The organism is Nocardioides sp. (assembly GCF_030150155.1).
Classification (GTDB): domain Bacteria; phylum Actinomycetota; class Actinomycetes; order Propionibacteriales; family Nocardioidaceae; genus Nocardioides.
The window spans coordinates 78,545-94,117 of record NZ_JASLGR010000001.1; the positions used below are offsets into that span (position 1 = coordinate 78,545).

At 70.5% G+C, this 15,573-nt stretch carries 12 protein-coding genes; 6 read left to right on the plus strand and 6 right to left on the minus strand.

Translation table 11 applies throughout. The features are described from left to right. Nucleotide 1: 1 nt before the first annotated feature. From Q1V88_RS00365 to Q1V88_RS00380, 4 genes are all read right to left on the minus strand, one after another. Nucleotides 2-2,353, minus strand: a complete 2,352-nt coding sequence (locus Q1V88_RS00365) for a hypothetical protein (RefSeq protein WP_300676113.1) — start codon at nt 2,351-2,353, stop codon at nt 2-4. Nucleotides 2,354-2,717: 364 nt separating this feature from the next. Then, on the minus strand, nt 2,718-3,593 hold the full coding sequence (locus tag Q1V88_RS00370; protein WP_300676116.1) for a CoA ester lyase: 876 nt from the start codon (nt 3,591-3,593) through the stop codon (nt 2,718-2,720). Next, nucleotides 3,593-4,696 (minus strand): CoA ester lyase, encoded by a 1,104-nt coding sequence (locus Q1V88_RS00375; RefSeq protein ID WP_300676118.1) that lies wholly within the window; start codon nt 4,694-4,696, stop codon nt 3,593-3,595. The genes Q1V88_RS00370 and Q1V88_RS00375 overlap by 1 nt, the downstream gene beginning before the upstream one ends. A gap of 596 nt (nt 4,697-5,292) precedes the next feature. Next, on the minus strand, nt 5,293-5,952 hold the full coding sequence (locus tag Q1V88_RS00380) for an amidase domain-containing protein (RefSeq protein WP_300676120.1): 660 nt from the start codon (nt 5,950-5,952) through the stop codon (nt 5,293-5,295). A gap of 1,345 nt (nt 5,953-7,297) precedes the next feature. Here Q1V88_RS00380 and Q1V88_RS00385 point away from each other — a divergent pair. Next, the gene (locus tag Q1V88_RS00385) at nt 7,298-7,468 is read left to right on the plus strand and encodes a hypothetical protein (RefSeq protein WP_300676122.1); all 171 of its coding nucleotides are present in this window, start codon (nt 7,298-7,300) and stop codon (nt 7,466-7,468) included. A 68-nt stretch (nt 7,469-7,536) separates the two neighbouring features. Beyond that, on the plus strand, nt 7,537-10,443 hold the full coding sequence (locus Q1V88_RS00390; protein ID WP_300676124.1) for a helix-turn-helix transcriptional regulator: 2,907 nt from the start codon (nt 7,537-7,539) through the stop codon (nt 10,441-10,443). 12 nt (nt 10,444-10,455) lie between these two features. Here Q1V88_RS00390 and Q1V88_RS00395 read toward each other — a convergent pair whose 3' ends face one another. Continuing rightward, nucleotides 10,456-11,292, minus strand: a complete 837-nt coding sequence (locus Q1V88_RS00395) for a hypothetical protein (RefSeq protein ID WP_300676125.1) — start codon at nt 11,290-11,292, stop codon at nt 10,456-10,458. A gap of 160 nt (nt 11,293-11,452) precedes the next feature. Here Q1V88_RS00395 and Q1V88_RS00400 point away from each other — a divergent pair, with 160 nt between their 5' ends. Next, nucleotides 11,453-12,073, plus strand: a complete 621-nt coding sequence (locus Q1V88_RS00400; protein ID WP_300676126.1) for a hypothetical protein — start codon at nt 11,453-11,455, stop codon at nt 12,071-12,073. A 7-nt stretch (nt 12,074-12,080) separates the two neighbouring features. On the opposite strand, the gene Q1V88_RS00405 is transcribed toward Q1V88_RS00400, so the two are convergent. Further along, a complete protein-coding gene (locus Q1V88_RS00405; RefSeq protein WP_300676128.1) occupies nt 12,081-12,686 on the minus strand; it encodes a nitroreductase family protein in 606 nt (201 codons plus the stop codon). Nucleotides 12,687-12,766: 80 nt separating this feature from the next. Here Q1V88_RS00405 and Q1V88_RS00410 point away from each other — a divergent pair, with 80 nt between their 5' ends. The 3 genes from Q1V88_RS00410 to dnaK form a co-directional block, all read left to right on the plus strand. After that, nucleotides 12,767-13,360, plus strand: a complete 594-nt coding sequence (locus Q1V88_RS00410) for a hypothetical protein (protein WP_300676130.1) — start codon at nt 12,767-12,769, stop codon at nt 13,358-13,360. A gap of 39 nt (nt 13,361-13,399) precedes the next feature. Continuing rightward, nucleotides 13,400-13,909 carry an NUDIX domain-containing protein gene (locus tag Q1V88_RS00415; RefSeq protein WP_300676133.1) on the plus strand — a complete coding sequence of 170 codons (510 nt, stop codon included), beginning with the start codon at nt 13,400-13,402 and terminating at the stop codon, nt 13,907-13,909. Between the two features lie 96 nt (nt 13,910-14,005). After that, the coding region (gene dnaK / locus Q1V88_RS00420; RefSeq protein ID WP_300676135.1) for a molecular chaperone DnaK at nt 14,006-15,573 on the plus strand (1,568 nt) is incomplete at its 3' end.

Sequence of the window (15,573 nt, forward strand, 5' to 3'; positions counted from 1 at the left end):
GTCAGACGTCGGGCTTGTCCTGCTCCGGCGGTACGGCGGCAGCCTCGGCCACTGCGGCGTCGTACGCGCTCTGCCACTCGGCCTTCGCCGTCGTCGGCGTACCGACCTTGGACACCGCGGTCTGGAAGGCCTTCCACGCCTTGGTCTGGCCCAGCGTGCAGTCGCTGCCGCAGTCCTCGGCGGCCAGCGCCATCGTGTGCCCCGCGGCGGCGGCCCGTCGACCGCGGTCGGCCAGCGCTGCCAGCGTGCGGTGGGCGCGGGCGAGGGCGTCGGGCGCGCCGTCGGGGACGTTGATCTTCGCCAGCGCGGTCGCGGCACCGGCGAGCTTCTGCGAGCTCTTGTAGAACCGCGTGGTCAGGTCGAAGGACGCCTTCTGGTCCGCGGTGACCGTCGGCAGTGCGGTCCAGGCCGTCGTCCAGGTCCGGGACGCGGTCAGGACGCGGGAGCGGTACGCCGCCAGCGTGGCCCGGTCCGGGCCCTGGTGGAGCTGCGTCCAGGTGTCCATCAGGACGACGGCGGCGTCGATCATCTGGTCGACCTGGCCTACGGCGGTGGTCGGCTGCTTGAGGGCGGTCAGGCTCTGGCGCAGCCGCGTGCTCAGCGGCGCCCAGTCGCCGAGGTGGTCGGCATCGATCGTCTTCATCGCGGCCAGCGCGGCGGCGGCCTGCTGCAGGTGGGCGGCGCGGGCGCCGAGGGCGCCGTCGGGGCCGAGGAGGGCGGCGGTGTCCTCGGTGGCTACCCGGAGCTGGAAGGTGTCGGCCGCGACCTCACGCAGGCCGGCCGTCTTCGTCGCCGCACCGGCGCGCGTGACCAGCCCGGAGAGCTGGGTGGTGAGGCCGTTGAGGGCGAGCGGGCCGACGAGCCTGACCACGTGCCGGGTCGCGGGAGCGGTGTCGGTCCGCGGGTCGTTGCCAGGCAGGGCCTTGCGGGCCTGCGTGACGGCCCGGCTCGCCGTGGTGAGGGTCGACATCAGTGCCGGGAACTGGGCCGACGCATTGCCGGGGGTGAGGGCGTCGAGGCCGCTCAGTGCCTGGAGCGCGGCGGTCTCGGCCCGGATCAGGGCCTCGCCCTGCGCGGTGGCGCCGGTGAGATCAGCGAAGGTCTGCCCCAGGGCGGTGGCCTGGTCGGCCGCTGCCGCGAGGGAGGTGAGGTCCGTGGCTGCGGTGACGGCGGCGATCACGTCGCCGTACTCCGCCTGCTGCGGTGCGATCGGCACGCTCTCCTGGCTCGGCGCCGCGGTCGGTGCCGCGCTCGGACCGGTGTGGGCCAGCGGGCCACGGGCCAGGAACCAGCCGGTCCCGGCCATCAGGGCGACGAGGACCAGGGCGGCGACGGCCTTGAGCGGCCAGCGGAGGGTGCGGCGGGCGGGGGTGTCGGGCTCAGGTGCGGGCTCGGGGGTGGGGTCGGGTGCGCGCTGGGGTTCGGGGGTGGCGCTCGGGAGTGGGGGCTCGGGTGCGGGGCTGGTGAGTGGTGTGGGGGCGGGGCTGGTGGGTGCGGTGGACGCCGGCCGGGGTGCGCGTTGGGTGGGCGGGGAGATGGTGGCGGTCTGCCCGCCCCGCTCTGCCTGCTCTGCCTCCTCGGCCTGCTGGGTGGCGAAGGCCGCCAGCACGGCTGCGGCCGCGTCGGTTCGTGGGTCGGGTACGCCGGTCGGCGTCGGCTCGGGGGCTGGCTCGGGCAGGGCCGTTGGGGCGGGAGTCGGCTCCGGCGTCGGCTCGGGGTCCGGAGTCGGCTCGGGCTCGGGTTTCGGAGCCGGGTCGGGCTCGGGCTCCGGAGTCGGCTCGGGCTCGGGTTCCGGCGCGGATTCGACCGGGGGTGTGGCCTCAGGCTCGACGTCGGGTTCGACCACTGCGACAGGCGGGTCGGACGGCGGGGCCGCGTCCGACATCGTCGGCAACGGACCGGCGGCGGCCAGGGCCTCGTCCACCTCGGCCAGGGCAGCGGTCGCCGCGGCGATGATCGCCTGCATGTCGATCGCGGGCGCGGGTGTCTCGGGCGCCTGTGCTGGGGGAGCGGGCGGTGTGGTTTCGGGCTCCGCGGCGGGGGCTGTCTCAGGCGCAGGCGCAGGCGCAGGCTCAGGCTGCGGCTCGGGCGCTGCTGCCGGCCGCGTGTCCGACGCAGGCGCAGCAGCGGCTGGGACCGGCGCGGGCGGCACTGGCACGGCCGGGACCGGATCCACCGTCTCTCGCCCCAGCGCCTGCAACACAGCCGGAGGCTGCAGGATCGCGGCGAGGTCGAGGGGCTCGTCGTCGACGTAGTACACGGTGCTCGGCGGCGCGGGCTCGACGTCGCCGGTGTCGGCGATGGACTTGAAGATGTCGATGATGTCGGCGAAGGGCTGCAACGGGTCGCTCACCTCCGGTCTCGAGGGCTTCGCACCCTCCGGGGCGAGACCCTGCGGCAGTTCAGACACGTGACACCTTCGGGACACGCAGCACGTGCCCCCTATCGGCCCGGTAGTGCTCCGGGTTCAGTAGTTGCTAGCGCCAGTTCAACGACCTACCGCCGCCCCGGTCACGGCGCTGCGGTCGGACCCGCGCTGGTCGGCGTACTGTTGATGCGCTCGTCGTGGGCGACACGCGGGGAGCGGCGGCGTGTCGGCTACCGCGGGTGCTGGAACGGGCTGGCCCGCCACCACGCAGAACAATGCAGAACAACGCAGAACGGGGCCGCCCCGCAGGACGACCCCGTTCTCTCCCCGGCGTGCGCCGGGAGGAGCCTCAGCCCAGCTGCGCGATCGCGGCGGCGATCGCCAGGGTGCGGCGGGCGGACTCGACGTGCAGCGACTCGACCATCTTGCCGTTGTAGGTGACCACGCCACCGTTGCCGGCGTTCCAGGCCTCGATCAGGCCGGTCGCGGCGGCGACGGCGTCGGCCGACGGGGCGAAGCCGGTGTTGGCGCCCTCGACCTGGGCGGGGTGGATCAGGGTCTTGCCGTCGAACCCGAACTGGACGCCCTGGAGGACCTCGGCGGCGTAGCCGTCGGCGTCCTTGACGTCGTTGTAGACGCCGTCGAGGACGACCTTGCCGGTGGCGCGGGCGGCCAGCACGGCGAGCTGCAGGGAGGTACGCAGCGGCTCACGCCCGGGGACGTGGTCGATGAAGAGCTCCTTGACCAGGTCGTTGGTGCCGAGCACCAGCACGGTGAGGCGCTCGGAGGCGGCGGCGATCTCCTCGGCGTGCAGGATGGCGTACGGCGACTCGATCATCGCCCACAGCTTCGTCTTGCTCGGCGCGCCGGCGGCCTCGATCGACGCGACCAGGGACCGCACCGCCTCGGGGCTGTTCACCTTGGGCACCACGATCGCGTCGGGTCCGACGGCGGCGGCGGCGCGCAGGTCGTCGGCGTGCCACTCCGTGTCGGCGCCGTTGATCCGGATGGTGAGCTCCTTGGCGCCGTACTCGCCCGAGGCGACAGCGGCGACGGCGTTCTCCCGGGCGACCCGCTTGGCATCCGGGGCGACGGCGTCCTCCAGGTCGAGGATCAGGGCGTCGGCCGGGATCGTCTTGGCCTTCTCCAGGGCCCGCTCGTTCGAGCTGGGCATGTAGAGGACCGAGCGGCGGGGGCGGAATCCGGCGGCGGCGGGGGTGGTCATCAGGCGTTGTCTCCCTTGGTCTGTCCGTCGAGCTCGATCGCGTCGTAGAGCTCCTTGAGCTTCGGGTCGATCGCTGCCAGCTCCTCGGCCAGCGCGACCATCACCAGGCACTGCTTGAGGGAGGCGTCGTCCTCCATCTTGCCGTCGAGCATCACCGCACCGGTGCCGTCGCCCATCGCGGCGACGACCCGGCGAGCGTGCCGAATGTCCTCGACCGAGGGCGAGAAGACCCGGTTGGCGATCTCGATCTGCTTGGGGTGCAGGCTCCAGGTGCCGACGCAGCCCAGCAGGAACGCGTTGCGGAACTGGTCCTCGGTGGCGACCACGTCGGTGATGTCGCCGAACGGGCCGTAGTACGGGTAGATCCCCGCAGCGGCGCACGCGTCGACCATCTTCGCGATCGTGTAGTGCCACAGGTCCTGCTGGAAGATCGTCCGGCTCGGCGAGGTGATGTCCTCGAGCGAGGACGACGCCGGGTCGGCGCGGACCAGGTAGCCGGGGTGACCGCCACCGACGCGGGTGGTCTTCATCTTGCGGTCCGCGGCCAGGTCGGCCGGACCGAGCGAGATGCCCTGCATCCGCGGGCTGGCCAGCGCGATGTTCTCCACCTCGGCGACGCCGCGGGCGGTCTCCAGGATCGCGTGCACCAGGATCGGGCGGGTGAGCCCGGCCTTGGCCTCGAGTTGGGCGAGCAGCCGGTCGACGTAGTGGATGTCCTCGGCGCCCTGCACCTTCGGCACCATCACCACGTCGAGCTTGTCGCCGATCTCGGTGACCAGCGTGGTGAGGTCGTCCAGCGCCCACGGCGAGTCCAGGGAGTTGATCCGGGTCCACAGCTGGGTCGGGCCGAAGTCCGTGCCCTGCGCGATCGTGACCAGGCCCTCGCGCGCGGCGACCTTGTTGTCGGCCTTGACCGCGTCCTCCAGATTCCCCAGCAGTACGTCGACGGTGCCGACCATCTGCGGGATCTTGTCGACCATCTTCGGGTTGCTGGGGTCGAAGAAGTGGATGGCACGACTCGGTCGGGCCGGGATCTCACGCAGCGGTGCCGGGGCGCCGACCGCCAGCGGGGCGAAGAAGCTCTTCGGGCTCTTGAAGGTCACAAAATCCAGAACCTAGCAGCGATCCCGGTGTGTGGAATATGACCTAGTTAACACTTCCGACACCGGAAGTTACCGGGAGGTAAGGAAAGCAACGGGGCGACAGGCCCCTCGATCCCTCCCGAGGCCACCAGGGAGCTGGCGCCGTCGGCGTGCTTCGCGGCATGGGCGGCTACGCCTGGTCGCCCGATCGGTCCCCGGAAGGGGTGGGGCGGGCCGGGGCTTCCTGCACATCCCCCGCCCCGGGCGCATCATGCCTCGTTCCTCCGGGCCGGCCGGAGAAACGTCTCCGCGCGAGGACTGCTGCTACCAGGAGCAACGCTGCACCGCCAGCCTCAAGAAGTCCGGGGACCACGACGCGCGTTGCCTTCGGGCGGCAGCCTGCCAACACCCCGGCCTCAGGAGCCGTCGCTCCGATCTCCCCACCATGCGGAGCCGCAACGCCTCGCACGGCCACGCTCAACGCGCGCCCGCACGCCCATCCGTGAGAGGAGATCTGCGTCGTGAATCGTCCGTAGGCCATCGACACAAGAACGACGGCCATCAGGGCGGCCGCAAGCACAGCCGCCCTGATGAAAAGTGGACGCATCAACTGAGGCCTACCTATTCCAGTGCAGGATGATCGTGTCCATGGCCCGCCGATACTTGGGGTTAGTCTCGGTCTGGTACCCCCAGTTCCACGGCGAGTAGTCGCGATCCGTGACGTGCTGCGAAATGTAGTCGCCCGATCCGCTGGTCACAGACCGGTAACGCCTTCCCGTCGAATGGTCGACGAAATCAGCGAACTGACCGAATCCGGTTTCAATTGCCAGGTGAGACCATCCTTCACCGCGACCCCAATTGTACATATAGATGTCACCGCGCGCTGCAGGGGTGTATTGCGCTCCCATTGACGACGCTCGAATCCACGTGCCGTACGACTTAGCGTTCTTGAAGTAGTCCTGGAAGTATTGGACCGATGTCCATGCTTTTGCGTGTTTGTCGTTGCTCTTGTCGTAGAACCACTCTGATTTCCAGTACTCGATGGTGCTGTGGCGCTCCATCGGCATTCCGCCGGCGTAGAGAGCTTGAGATACAAAGTTTGTACAATCCGCACCAAACGACAGGTATGCCGAGTTATAACACTTGCCGTTGGCGCCTGAGGCCGTGTTGCACGCGTACTTGTGGGCGTAAGCGACGACTTTGCCCCAGTCCACCGAGGGCGTCGCAGCCGCGGCTGTTCCAGAAAGGCTGAGCGTGGCGGAGAACGCCGCTGCCACCAGCAAGAGCTTGCCGAAGAAGTAGCTGATCGACTTCGCCGGACACCTCCTGCGGACGGTGTTCCCGATGGGGCATCGAGGTCGGGGTCCGTGGAGAGCCAGTCGGTGTTTCCTGGATCGATGACTACGGGGCCTGCAGCGTCATCTGTGCCGTCACCGGTGTGATCGTCAGGGGCGTCCACGGCTGCAACCTCGGGGACGGCCACTGAGCTGGTGCTGTCAAGGAGCCAGGATCCACTTGAGGTAAGCAGCAGATGGATCTGCCATTGCCGCTCGACGTCGGCGCTCCAGCCGTCAGGCTTGAGGTAGTTGTCGTGCCCGAGGAGAAGCACATCCACTCCGGACGACGTGACATTCACGCCCTGCCATTGGTCGACAGTGAAGGTGTTGTTGGAGTACGGGATGTATGCAGGGTCAGCGGCTGCCGCAAGCACTGCGCTGACCCACTGGGTGACTTGGTCCACCAGGCGTTGAGGGCTCCACACGTTCCGGAGAAGCTGTGTTACGGCGGCGACGGTCGACGTTGCGGTGACTGACACCAACCGCAGGGCGGTAGGAATATCTGGAATTCGTCCAATCGCGGCGTCGGCTCGAAGTAGTGTTGGCACGAGGGTCTTGACGGCCGCTATCTGCGCCGCACTGCCTCCGTCGGCTGTGGGGACTTGATATGCCGCGCCGCCTGTCACGGCCGTGAGCGCCGACGGCGCCACCGAAATCACCCCGGCGACAGCCTGGGTCGTGGCTGCCGGAGCATCAGGACCGATTCCGTCGTCGGCCACTGAATATGCGGCAGTTGAGCCTATGCCCACAACGGCGGCCACCGTGCAGGCGATAACGGTCCCTCTTGCGGGGTGGGCCCGACTTTGGGATCGCGCCAACGGAACGGTTTCAGGAGTGGGTTCACTTGGATCAAGATGGGGTTCTTGAGTTGCTTTGTTGTGCATCGCGCCAGCCTTCATCGGTATGGCCTCCCCGCTCCGAAGCGTTGCGGGTTCCCCTGCATGTGTACATACCGTGACGGTAAAATGTTTCGGGCGTAGGCAAATCTTGGTGAACCGCGCTGGGTTCGTTGGAGTCGCTGGTCTGCTCCAGCTTGCGCGCTCAAGCCCGGAGGAGGTTTCGCCACTCATCCAGTCGGCGGGAGCGGGCTCAGAGGCTGTTTTCCTCCTCGCGGGGTTGAGGGGCTCTTCGCAGGTGGGCCATCGTCGGTGAACGAGCCGGGGTCACCAGAGATGAGCCGGGGTCACCAGAGATAGGGAGAACGTCCGATGTGAGGGCCTACCTCAGAGCCGCAGGCTTGAGGCATCGGCCACCGGGGCCGATCGCATCAAGAAGAGGTGTCGTGATGAGCAACTTCGATCCCACCTGGGTACGGATCAGCACCAACGAGCGCGCCGCGCGGATCCGCGCCGACCTGGTCGGCCCGAACGCGTCGGGTGCCCGCGGGCAGCTCGGCCGACTCGGCATGCGGCGCTTCGGTCGCCGCGCGACCGAGACCGAGCGGACCCTGTCCTGAGCGCTGCGGCGTCGATCAGCGACCCGCGTGACCCGCTCACCGACGGGGCACGCGAGATGATGGGGGACATGGTCCACCCCCGCCTGGCGCTGATCGGTCGACGAGACGAGCTCGACCAGCTCGCCGACCTGCTGGCTCCCGAGCGCGGTGGGTCGGCGAGCCTGCGTCGCCACCTGCTCCTGGCCGGTGACGCCGGGGTGGGCAAGACCCGTCTGCTGCAGGAGTTCCGCACCGCAGCGATCGAGCGCGGCTGGAACGTCGTCGCGGGCCACTGCCTCGACTTCGGTGACAGTGCCCTGCCCTACCTGCCGTTCACCGAGGTCCTCGACCGGTTGAGCGTGACGCATCCGGAGGTCGTCGACACGATCCTCCAGGTGCATCCAGCGCTGAGCCGGTTGCGGGCCGCCGGACGGCACGACCCGGGTTCCATCGACCGCGGTCAGATCGTCGCCGGTGTGCACGCCCTGCTGGACGCTGTCGCCGCTGCGGGGCCGACCGTCGTGGTGATCGAGGACGTGCACTGGGCCGACCAGTCCAGCCGGGACCTGATCACGCTGCTGCTGACACGTCCCTTCACCAGCGATCTGGTGCTGGTGGCGTCGTACCGCTCCGACGACCTGCACCGCAGGCATCCGCTGCGGCGCCAGGTCGCGGAGTGGAGCCGTCTGGGTGGCGTCGAGCGGCTCACCCTGGGGCCGCTGCCCGACGACGAGGTCCGCACCCTGGTCCACGAGCTGAGCCACGAGGTCGGGGACGCCGACCGCGAGGACATCGTGGCGCGCGCCGAGGGCAACGCGTTCTTCGTCGAGGAGCTGGTCGGTGCCGCCACCGGCCCCGGCCACTGGATGCCCGACGAGCTCGCCGACGTGCTCCTGGTCCGCCTCGACCGGCTCGGCGACGAAGCGCGCTCGGTGGTGCGCACCGCCAGCGTCGCCGGACGACGGGTCCGCCACGGTCTGCTCGCCCAGGTCGTCGACCTGCCCGCCGCCCGGCTCGACGAGGCACTGCGCCAGGCGGTCGAGTCGCACGTCCTGGTCGCCGGCACCGGCGACTACTGGTTCCGGCATGCGCTGCTGGCCGAGGCCGTCTATGAGGACCTGCTGCCCGGTGAGCGGGTCAGCCTGCACGGCCGGTTCGCCACTGCGCTCGCGGCCGACCTCGACGACGGCGACGGCTCCGCGGCCGAGCTGGCCCGCCACGCCCGCCAGGCCCACGACCTCGACACCGCCCTGATCGCCAGCATCACCGCCGGGGCCGAGGCGATGGCGGTCGGTGCCCCCGAGGAGGCCTCCCAGCACTACGAGCGAGCGCTCACCCTGATCCCGGGCCGCATCCTGCCGCCCGAGGTGCGCCCGGCCCTGGTGGTCGAGTCCTGCGTCCTCGCCCTCACCGCCGCCGGGCGGGCCGAGCGCGGCGCCGCCCTGGCCCGCGAGCAGGTCGAGCGGCTCAGCCCCGAGACCACGCCGGCCGACCGCTCCCGCGTGCTGGCCGCCGCAGCCCTCGCGCTCGGCGTGCTCGACAACGCCCGGCTCGACCCGATCGCGTACTCCCGGGAGGCGGTCGAGCTGGCCCCGGAGGACGACCCCGCCCTGCGTGCCCGGGTGCTGGCCAACCACGCCCGGATCCTGGGCTGGGTGCACCGCTTCGACGAGGCCGAGGAGGCAGGGCTGGCCGCACTCGCGCTGGCCGAGCTGCACGGCCTGGCCGCCACCGCGTCGGCCGCCGTCGCCGCCTTGACCAGCCTGCGCAAGACCGGCGACCCCAGCGAGCTCCGGATCGCGGCTCGTGGCTCGATCGCCCGGGCCCAGGCCGCCGGGGCGCTGGAGGCCGAGCTGCAGGGCTGGTTCCTGCTCGCCCGGTCGTATGAGGACTACGGCCTGTGGGGCGACGCCGAGGAGGCGTTCCTGGCCGGGATCGAGCGGGCCGTCGCCGCGGGGCAGCCGTGGGCGCCGTACGCCGTCGAGCCCCGCCATCAGCTCTCCTGGGTCTACTACGTGCAGGGCCGCTGGGCCGAGGCCCTCGAGCTGACCGCCGTCGCCCGGCCCGGCGCGCCGCCGGTCGGCTACGCCTCGCTGGACGCGATCCGTCAGATGGTGCGCCAGGGGCAGGGACAGCGGGTGCCGCGCCGCCTGCACCGCGACACCTGGAACACCGATGGTGTGGTGGCGGTCTTCACCGCCGCGACCGAGATCGTCGAGGCGGGCATCGCCGGGGACCATGCCGACGCGGTCGCGGTGTACGACGACGCCGTCGCGACGCTCACCCGGGTCTGGGACAGCGACTTCTCCGCGCGTCTGCGGCTCGGTGCCGTCACCGTCGGGGTGCTCGCCGACGCCCTGGGCGGGCTGCGGGCCGCCGAGCGCCCGGCGGTGCTGGCCGAGGCCGAGCGGATCGCCGCCGAGGCCGGAGCGGTGGTGGCACGCCTGGGCGGGCGACCCGACTGGGGCCCCGAGGGGCGAGCCTGGACCGCACGGCTGCGCGCGGAGCTGCTGCGCGCGCACTGGCGTGCCGGGGACGAGGTGTCCGCCGGCGTCCTGGTGGAGGCGTGGCAGGCCACCGTCGAGGCGTACGACGTGATGGGGCACCGTTTCGAGACGGCCTCGACGCTGGCGGTGCTGGCGACTCTGCTGCGCGCGACCGGAGACGTGGCGCAGGCCCGGACGGTGGCCGAGCGGGCGCGCGTGATCGCGGTGGAGCTGGGCGCCTCCCGGCTGCTGGCCCAGCTCGGCTCCGTGGCCGCCGCGCCACCGGCACGCGGCGCGACACCAGCAGGTCCGGCGCTGACGCCCCGCGAGATCGAGACGCTCCAGCTGGTCGCGGCCGGGCGGACCAACGGCGAGATCGCCAAGGCGCTGTTCATCAGCACCAAGACGGTCTCGGTGCACGTGTCCAACATCCTCGCCAAGCTCGGTGCGGGCGGGCGCACGGAGGCGGCGGCGATTGCTCGGCGCGACGGGCTGATCACCGACTCCTGACCGCCGAGCGGCTCAGTCGCTCCCGGTCCGGGTGATCCGCACGCTGTCGAACAGCAGCCGCCGACCGGTCGCCTGACAGGGACCCGTGCCGCCCTGCTCGCTCTGCCGTGCGGAGACGTCGAGCACCGTCTGGCCGACGTACCCCTTCCGGGTCCTGACGGTGAAGAGGTACGTCCACTGCCCCTTCTTGTCGACCTGGTCGATCGTCGTGGAGGTGAGGTTTCCGGTCACGTCGATGGCGGAGGCGGCCCGGGCGTCGCGCGGGGTGTACATCTCGATGTCGTAGGCACCGCTCGGGATGCCGGTGAAGAACCAGGAGACCTCCGGTGTCTCGCAGCGGCCGCTCAGCTCGTCGACCCAGGTGTAGGTGCCGCGCAGGCCGCCGCTGCTGGTCCGGAGCTGGCCCGGTTGCTGGCTGTCGGAGACGGGGAGCGTCCAGAACCGCAGCTGGGGTGTGGTGGTGTTCGAGTCGTCGGTGCTGCTGTGTGGTGACGTCGGGCTGATCGTGAACGAGGTCCGCGTGCGGGGCGTCGGGGTCACCTTCGGGGCAGTGGCGACCGGGGTGGTCGTGGTCGTCGGGGTCGGTGTCGGCGCCGCCGGGGTCTGCACCGCCGCAGTGACGGGGGCGGCGGTGGGGGAGGGCGACCGCGTCGGCCCGACCGACGTCGAGACGGAGCGTCCCGGGCTCGGCAGGGCCGTGGATGCCGCGTCCTGCGCGTCGTCGCCGGCCCACGGTCCCCGGAGGTCGCTGAGACCGACGTAGGAGATCACCAGGCCCACGACCGCGCTGAGCAGGATCAGGAGGAACCAGTGCGGCTCCCGGGAACGGCTCGATCGCGGTGTGCCCACGTCGCCTCCCCGCTCCCGCGCCCGACCGCGATCGGTCTGCTGGCCGCAGCGTAGTGCGGCGACGGGACTCGCGAGGGCGTTATCGCAGGACCGGTCACCGGGCCGTGGGAACCGCACGTTCTCGGTCCGCACCGGGCCGACGAGGTGCCAGACTGGCGCGATGGCCGACCTCGATCAGGCACCGTCGCCGATCCCGCAGCCAGTGCCCGTCACGCCGTCGCCTCGGCGGCGTCCGTGGCTGCGCCTGGGTCCGTTGCTGGGCTGGACGCTGCTGGCCTGGCTGGCCGGGGTCCTCGGCAGCTGGGTCGTGATCGGCTTCGACGGCGACCCGGTCCTGCTGGGGGTGTGCGCCCTCGGGTGGCTCGCCGTTCTGGCGGCGGTCCTCGTCCTGGGGGTGCTGGCGCGGCGGGCCGTGCTCACCGTCGTGCTGGCCCTGGTCACGGTGGCCCTGGCGGTGGGGCTGACCAACTGGTCGACGCTCGCGCCCACGACGTACTTCCGGGCCCACCAGTCGCTGTTCGATCGGGCCGTCGCCCAGATGGACCAGTTCGAGCGGGAGGGTGGCACGGACCTGCCGCTCTCGTTGCGGATGCTGAGCGCGACCGGTCGTGTCGAGGTGGTGGACACGATGCTGTTCTTCCCCCAGCGGCGAGGCTTCCGCACCGGGATGGGCGGCTACCTCTGGTCGCCGACACGCTCACCCGAGGGCGCCGACCTGGCGGGTCTGACCTGCCGCCACCCGCGACACCTCGGCCGCGACTGGTGGTCCTGCGGCCTTTAGAGAGTCCTCACCACCGCCCGCGGTGGACCACCTCGCCCTGCTCTCGGCGAGTACGTCGACTCGGGCTGCCCTGCGCGCCACCGCTGCTGGCCGGATGCCCCACCGAGACCACCCCGATCGGGTCCCACTCCGCGGGGATGCCGAACGCCGCGCGGACCGCGGCCTCGTGCCGTGGCGGGATCCCGAAGTAGCAGGCGCCGAGCTCCTCGTCGACCGCGGTCTGCAGGATCAGCAGGGTCGCCATCGCGGTGTCCATGTGCCAGTACGGCACCGCCCAGCGGGCCTCGTCGCGGTCGGTCCAGCCCTTGTCCTTCTCCGCGTAGCGCGACAGGTAGGCCGCCTTCGACGAGCACGGGATGATCAGCACCGGCGCGGTCATCATGCCGCGCAGCCAGCCGTCGGCCTCCCACTCGCCGTCGCCGACGAAGATCTGCCAGTAGCGGGCGACGTCCTCGGGCGTGTCCAGCACCAGGAACGACCAGCCCTGGGAGAAGCCGGCGCTGGGCGCCCGCACCGCGTTCTCCAACATCCGGGTGATCTGCTCGGCAGCGACCGGTTCGTCGGTGTAGCGACGGACCATCCGGCGGCGTCGTACGACGTCCTGAAAATTCATGATCACGACCCTACGGTTCGACGTGGGTTGCGCGGTCGGCAAAGATAGTCAAGCGCCCCTGTCTCGGAAGGACCCCGGCTGTGAAGTTCAAGATCTCCGACGAGGAGAAGCATCCCGTCGTCGCGGGCCTGATCGCCCTGGCGGCGGTCGCTGCTGCGCTCGGCGTGCTCGCGGGGATCTTCGCCCTCGTCGCCACCACGGTCTTCGGGGTGGGTGGCGGCAGGGCCGGCACCGCCCTGGCCAGCGACGCGGGTGCCTCGCTCTACCTGCCGACGCCGAAGCCGACCAAGACCCAGACCGGGCCGCTGATCACGCTCTCGCCGCAGGTCGGCCAGAGCGGCGCCGCGATCACCACCTCGGCCAGCCCGTCGACCTCGCCGTCGGCCTCGGCGACCCCGAAGGACAAGCAGATCACGCTGACCGCAGGCAAGCCGACTGCCGGTTCGATGGAGCGGATCGACCTCACTGGTGTCTACCCCGGTGGTGAGGGTGCGGTGCTCCAGGTGCAGCGCAAGGACGGTGGGCAGTGGACCGACTTCCCGGTCACCACCGGTGTCACGGGTGGCCAGTTCTCGACGTACGTGCAGACCGGCCGCGCCGGCGCGCAGAAGTGGCGGGTCAAGGACACCGACACCGGCCGGGTCTCCAACGTGGTGACCGTCACCATCGGCTGATCGGCCCCCGCAGTGGCGGAACGTTGGTTGAATGGACGGATGTCCCGTCCCGATCCCGCCCCTGAGCCCGCGCTGCCGCACTACACCGACTACGACACCCGACTGGCGGCCTACGCCGTCATCGTCGAGGGTGCCGGTGCCGAGCAGCGGATCGTGCTGGCGCTGTGGAACGAGGGCAGCGCCAAGCGCTGGACCCTGCCCGGCGGGGGAGTCGAGCTGCACGAGAGCCCGGAGGAGGGCGTCGTACGCGAGGTCAAGGAGGAGAGTGGGTACGACGTCGAGCTGACCGGTCTGCTCGGCATCGAGACCGACGTCTTCTCCGAGGAGCAGCGGGCGCGCGGCGCCGGTGCGTACGGCGGGCGCTCCCTCAAGGCTGTCCGGGTGTTCTACTCGGCCCGGATCGTCGGCGGTGCGCTGGCCGCGGAGGTCGACGGCACCACCGACGAGGCGCGCTGGTGGCCGGTAGCCAAGGTCGAGGAGCTGCCCCGGGTGAGCATGGTGGACACCGGTGTGAGATTTCTTCAGAACCCGTTCGTGTTTCGGGAATGATCGCCGGGTAGCCTTCGTTGGACCGAGTGAACGAAGTTGAGTCGATGGGACTAAACTTCGGGACATCAGCAGAAGTTTCCATCGGAGGTATGTCTCATGGCACGTGCGGTCGGTATCGACCTCGGCACCACGAACAGCGTGGTTGCCGTCCTGGAGGGTGGCGAGCCCACCGTCATCGCGAACGCCGAGGGTGCGCGCACCACGCCCTCCGTCGTTGCGTTCGCCAAGTCCGGCGAGGTGCTGGTCGGCGAGGTCGCCAAGCGCCAGGCCGTCACCAACGTCGACCGGACCCTCAAGTCCGTCAAGCGCCACATGGGCACTGACTGGACCGTGGACATCGACGACAAGAAGTTCACCGCGCAGCAGATCAGCGCGTTCATCCTGCAGAAGCTCAAGCGTGACGCCGAGGCCTACCTGGGCGAGACGGTCACCGACGCGGTCATCACCGTGCCGGCGTACTTCAACGACGCACAGCGCCAGGCCACCAAGGAGGCCGGCGAGATCGCGGGCCTCAACGTCGCCCGGATCGTCAACGAGCCCACCGCCGCCGCGCTGGCCTACGGCCTGGACAAGGGTGACGACCAGACCATCCTTGTCTTCGACCTCGGTGGCGGCACGTTCGACGTGTCCCTGCTCGAGATCGGCGAGGGCGTCGTCGAGGTCAAGGCGACCTCCGGCGACAACCACCTCGGTGGCGACGACTGGGACCACCGCATCGTCGAGTGGATGGTGACCAAGTTCAAGAACGCCCACGGCGTGGACCTGTCCGCCGACAAGATCGCCGCTCAGCGCCTCGAGGAGGCCGCCGAGAAGGCGAAGATCGAGCTGTCCTCGTCGCAGAACACCTCGATCCACCTGCCCTACATCACCCACGGTGAGTCCGGCCCCCTCCACTTCGAGGAGACCCTGACCCGCGCCGAGTTCCAGAAGATCACCTCGGACCTGCTCGAGCGCACCAAGGTGCCGTTCCAGAACGTGCTCCGTGACGGTGGCCTCAAGGTCTCCGAGATCGACCACGTCGTCCTCGTCGGTGGTTCCACCCGGATGCCCGCCGTCACGGACCTGGTCAAGGAGCTGCTCGGCGGCAAGGAGCCCAACAAGGGCGTCAACCCCGACGAGGTCGTCGCCGTCGGCGCCGCGCTCCAGGCCGGCGTGCTCAAGGGCGAGGTCAAGGACGTGCTGCTCCTCGACGTCACGCCGCTGAGCCTCGGCATCGAGACCAAGGGCGGTGTGATGACGGTGCTGATCGAGCGCAACACCACGATCCCGACCAAGCGCACCGAGACCTTCACCACCGCCGACGACAACCAGCCGTCGGTCGAGATCAAGGTCGCCCAGGGCGAGCGCCAGATGTGGGCGCAGAACCAGCCTCTCGGCAACTTCGAGCTCACCGGCCTCCCGCCGGCGCCCCGCGGTGTGCCGAAGATCGACGTGACCTTCGACATCGACGCCAACGGCATCGTGCACGTCACCGCGAAGGACCAGGCCTCCGGCAAGGAGCAGTCGATGACCATCTCCGGTGGCTCGGCGCTCGGCAAGGACGAGATCGACCGGATGGTGCGCGAGGCCGAGCAGTACGCCGAGGAGGACGCCAAGCGCCGCGAGTCGGTCGAGGTCCGCAACCAGGGCGACTCGCTGGTCTACCAGACCGAGAAGTTCCTGAG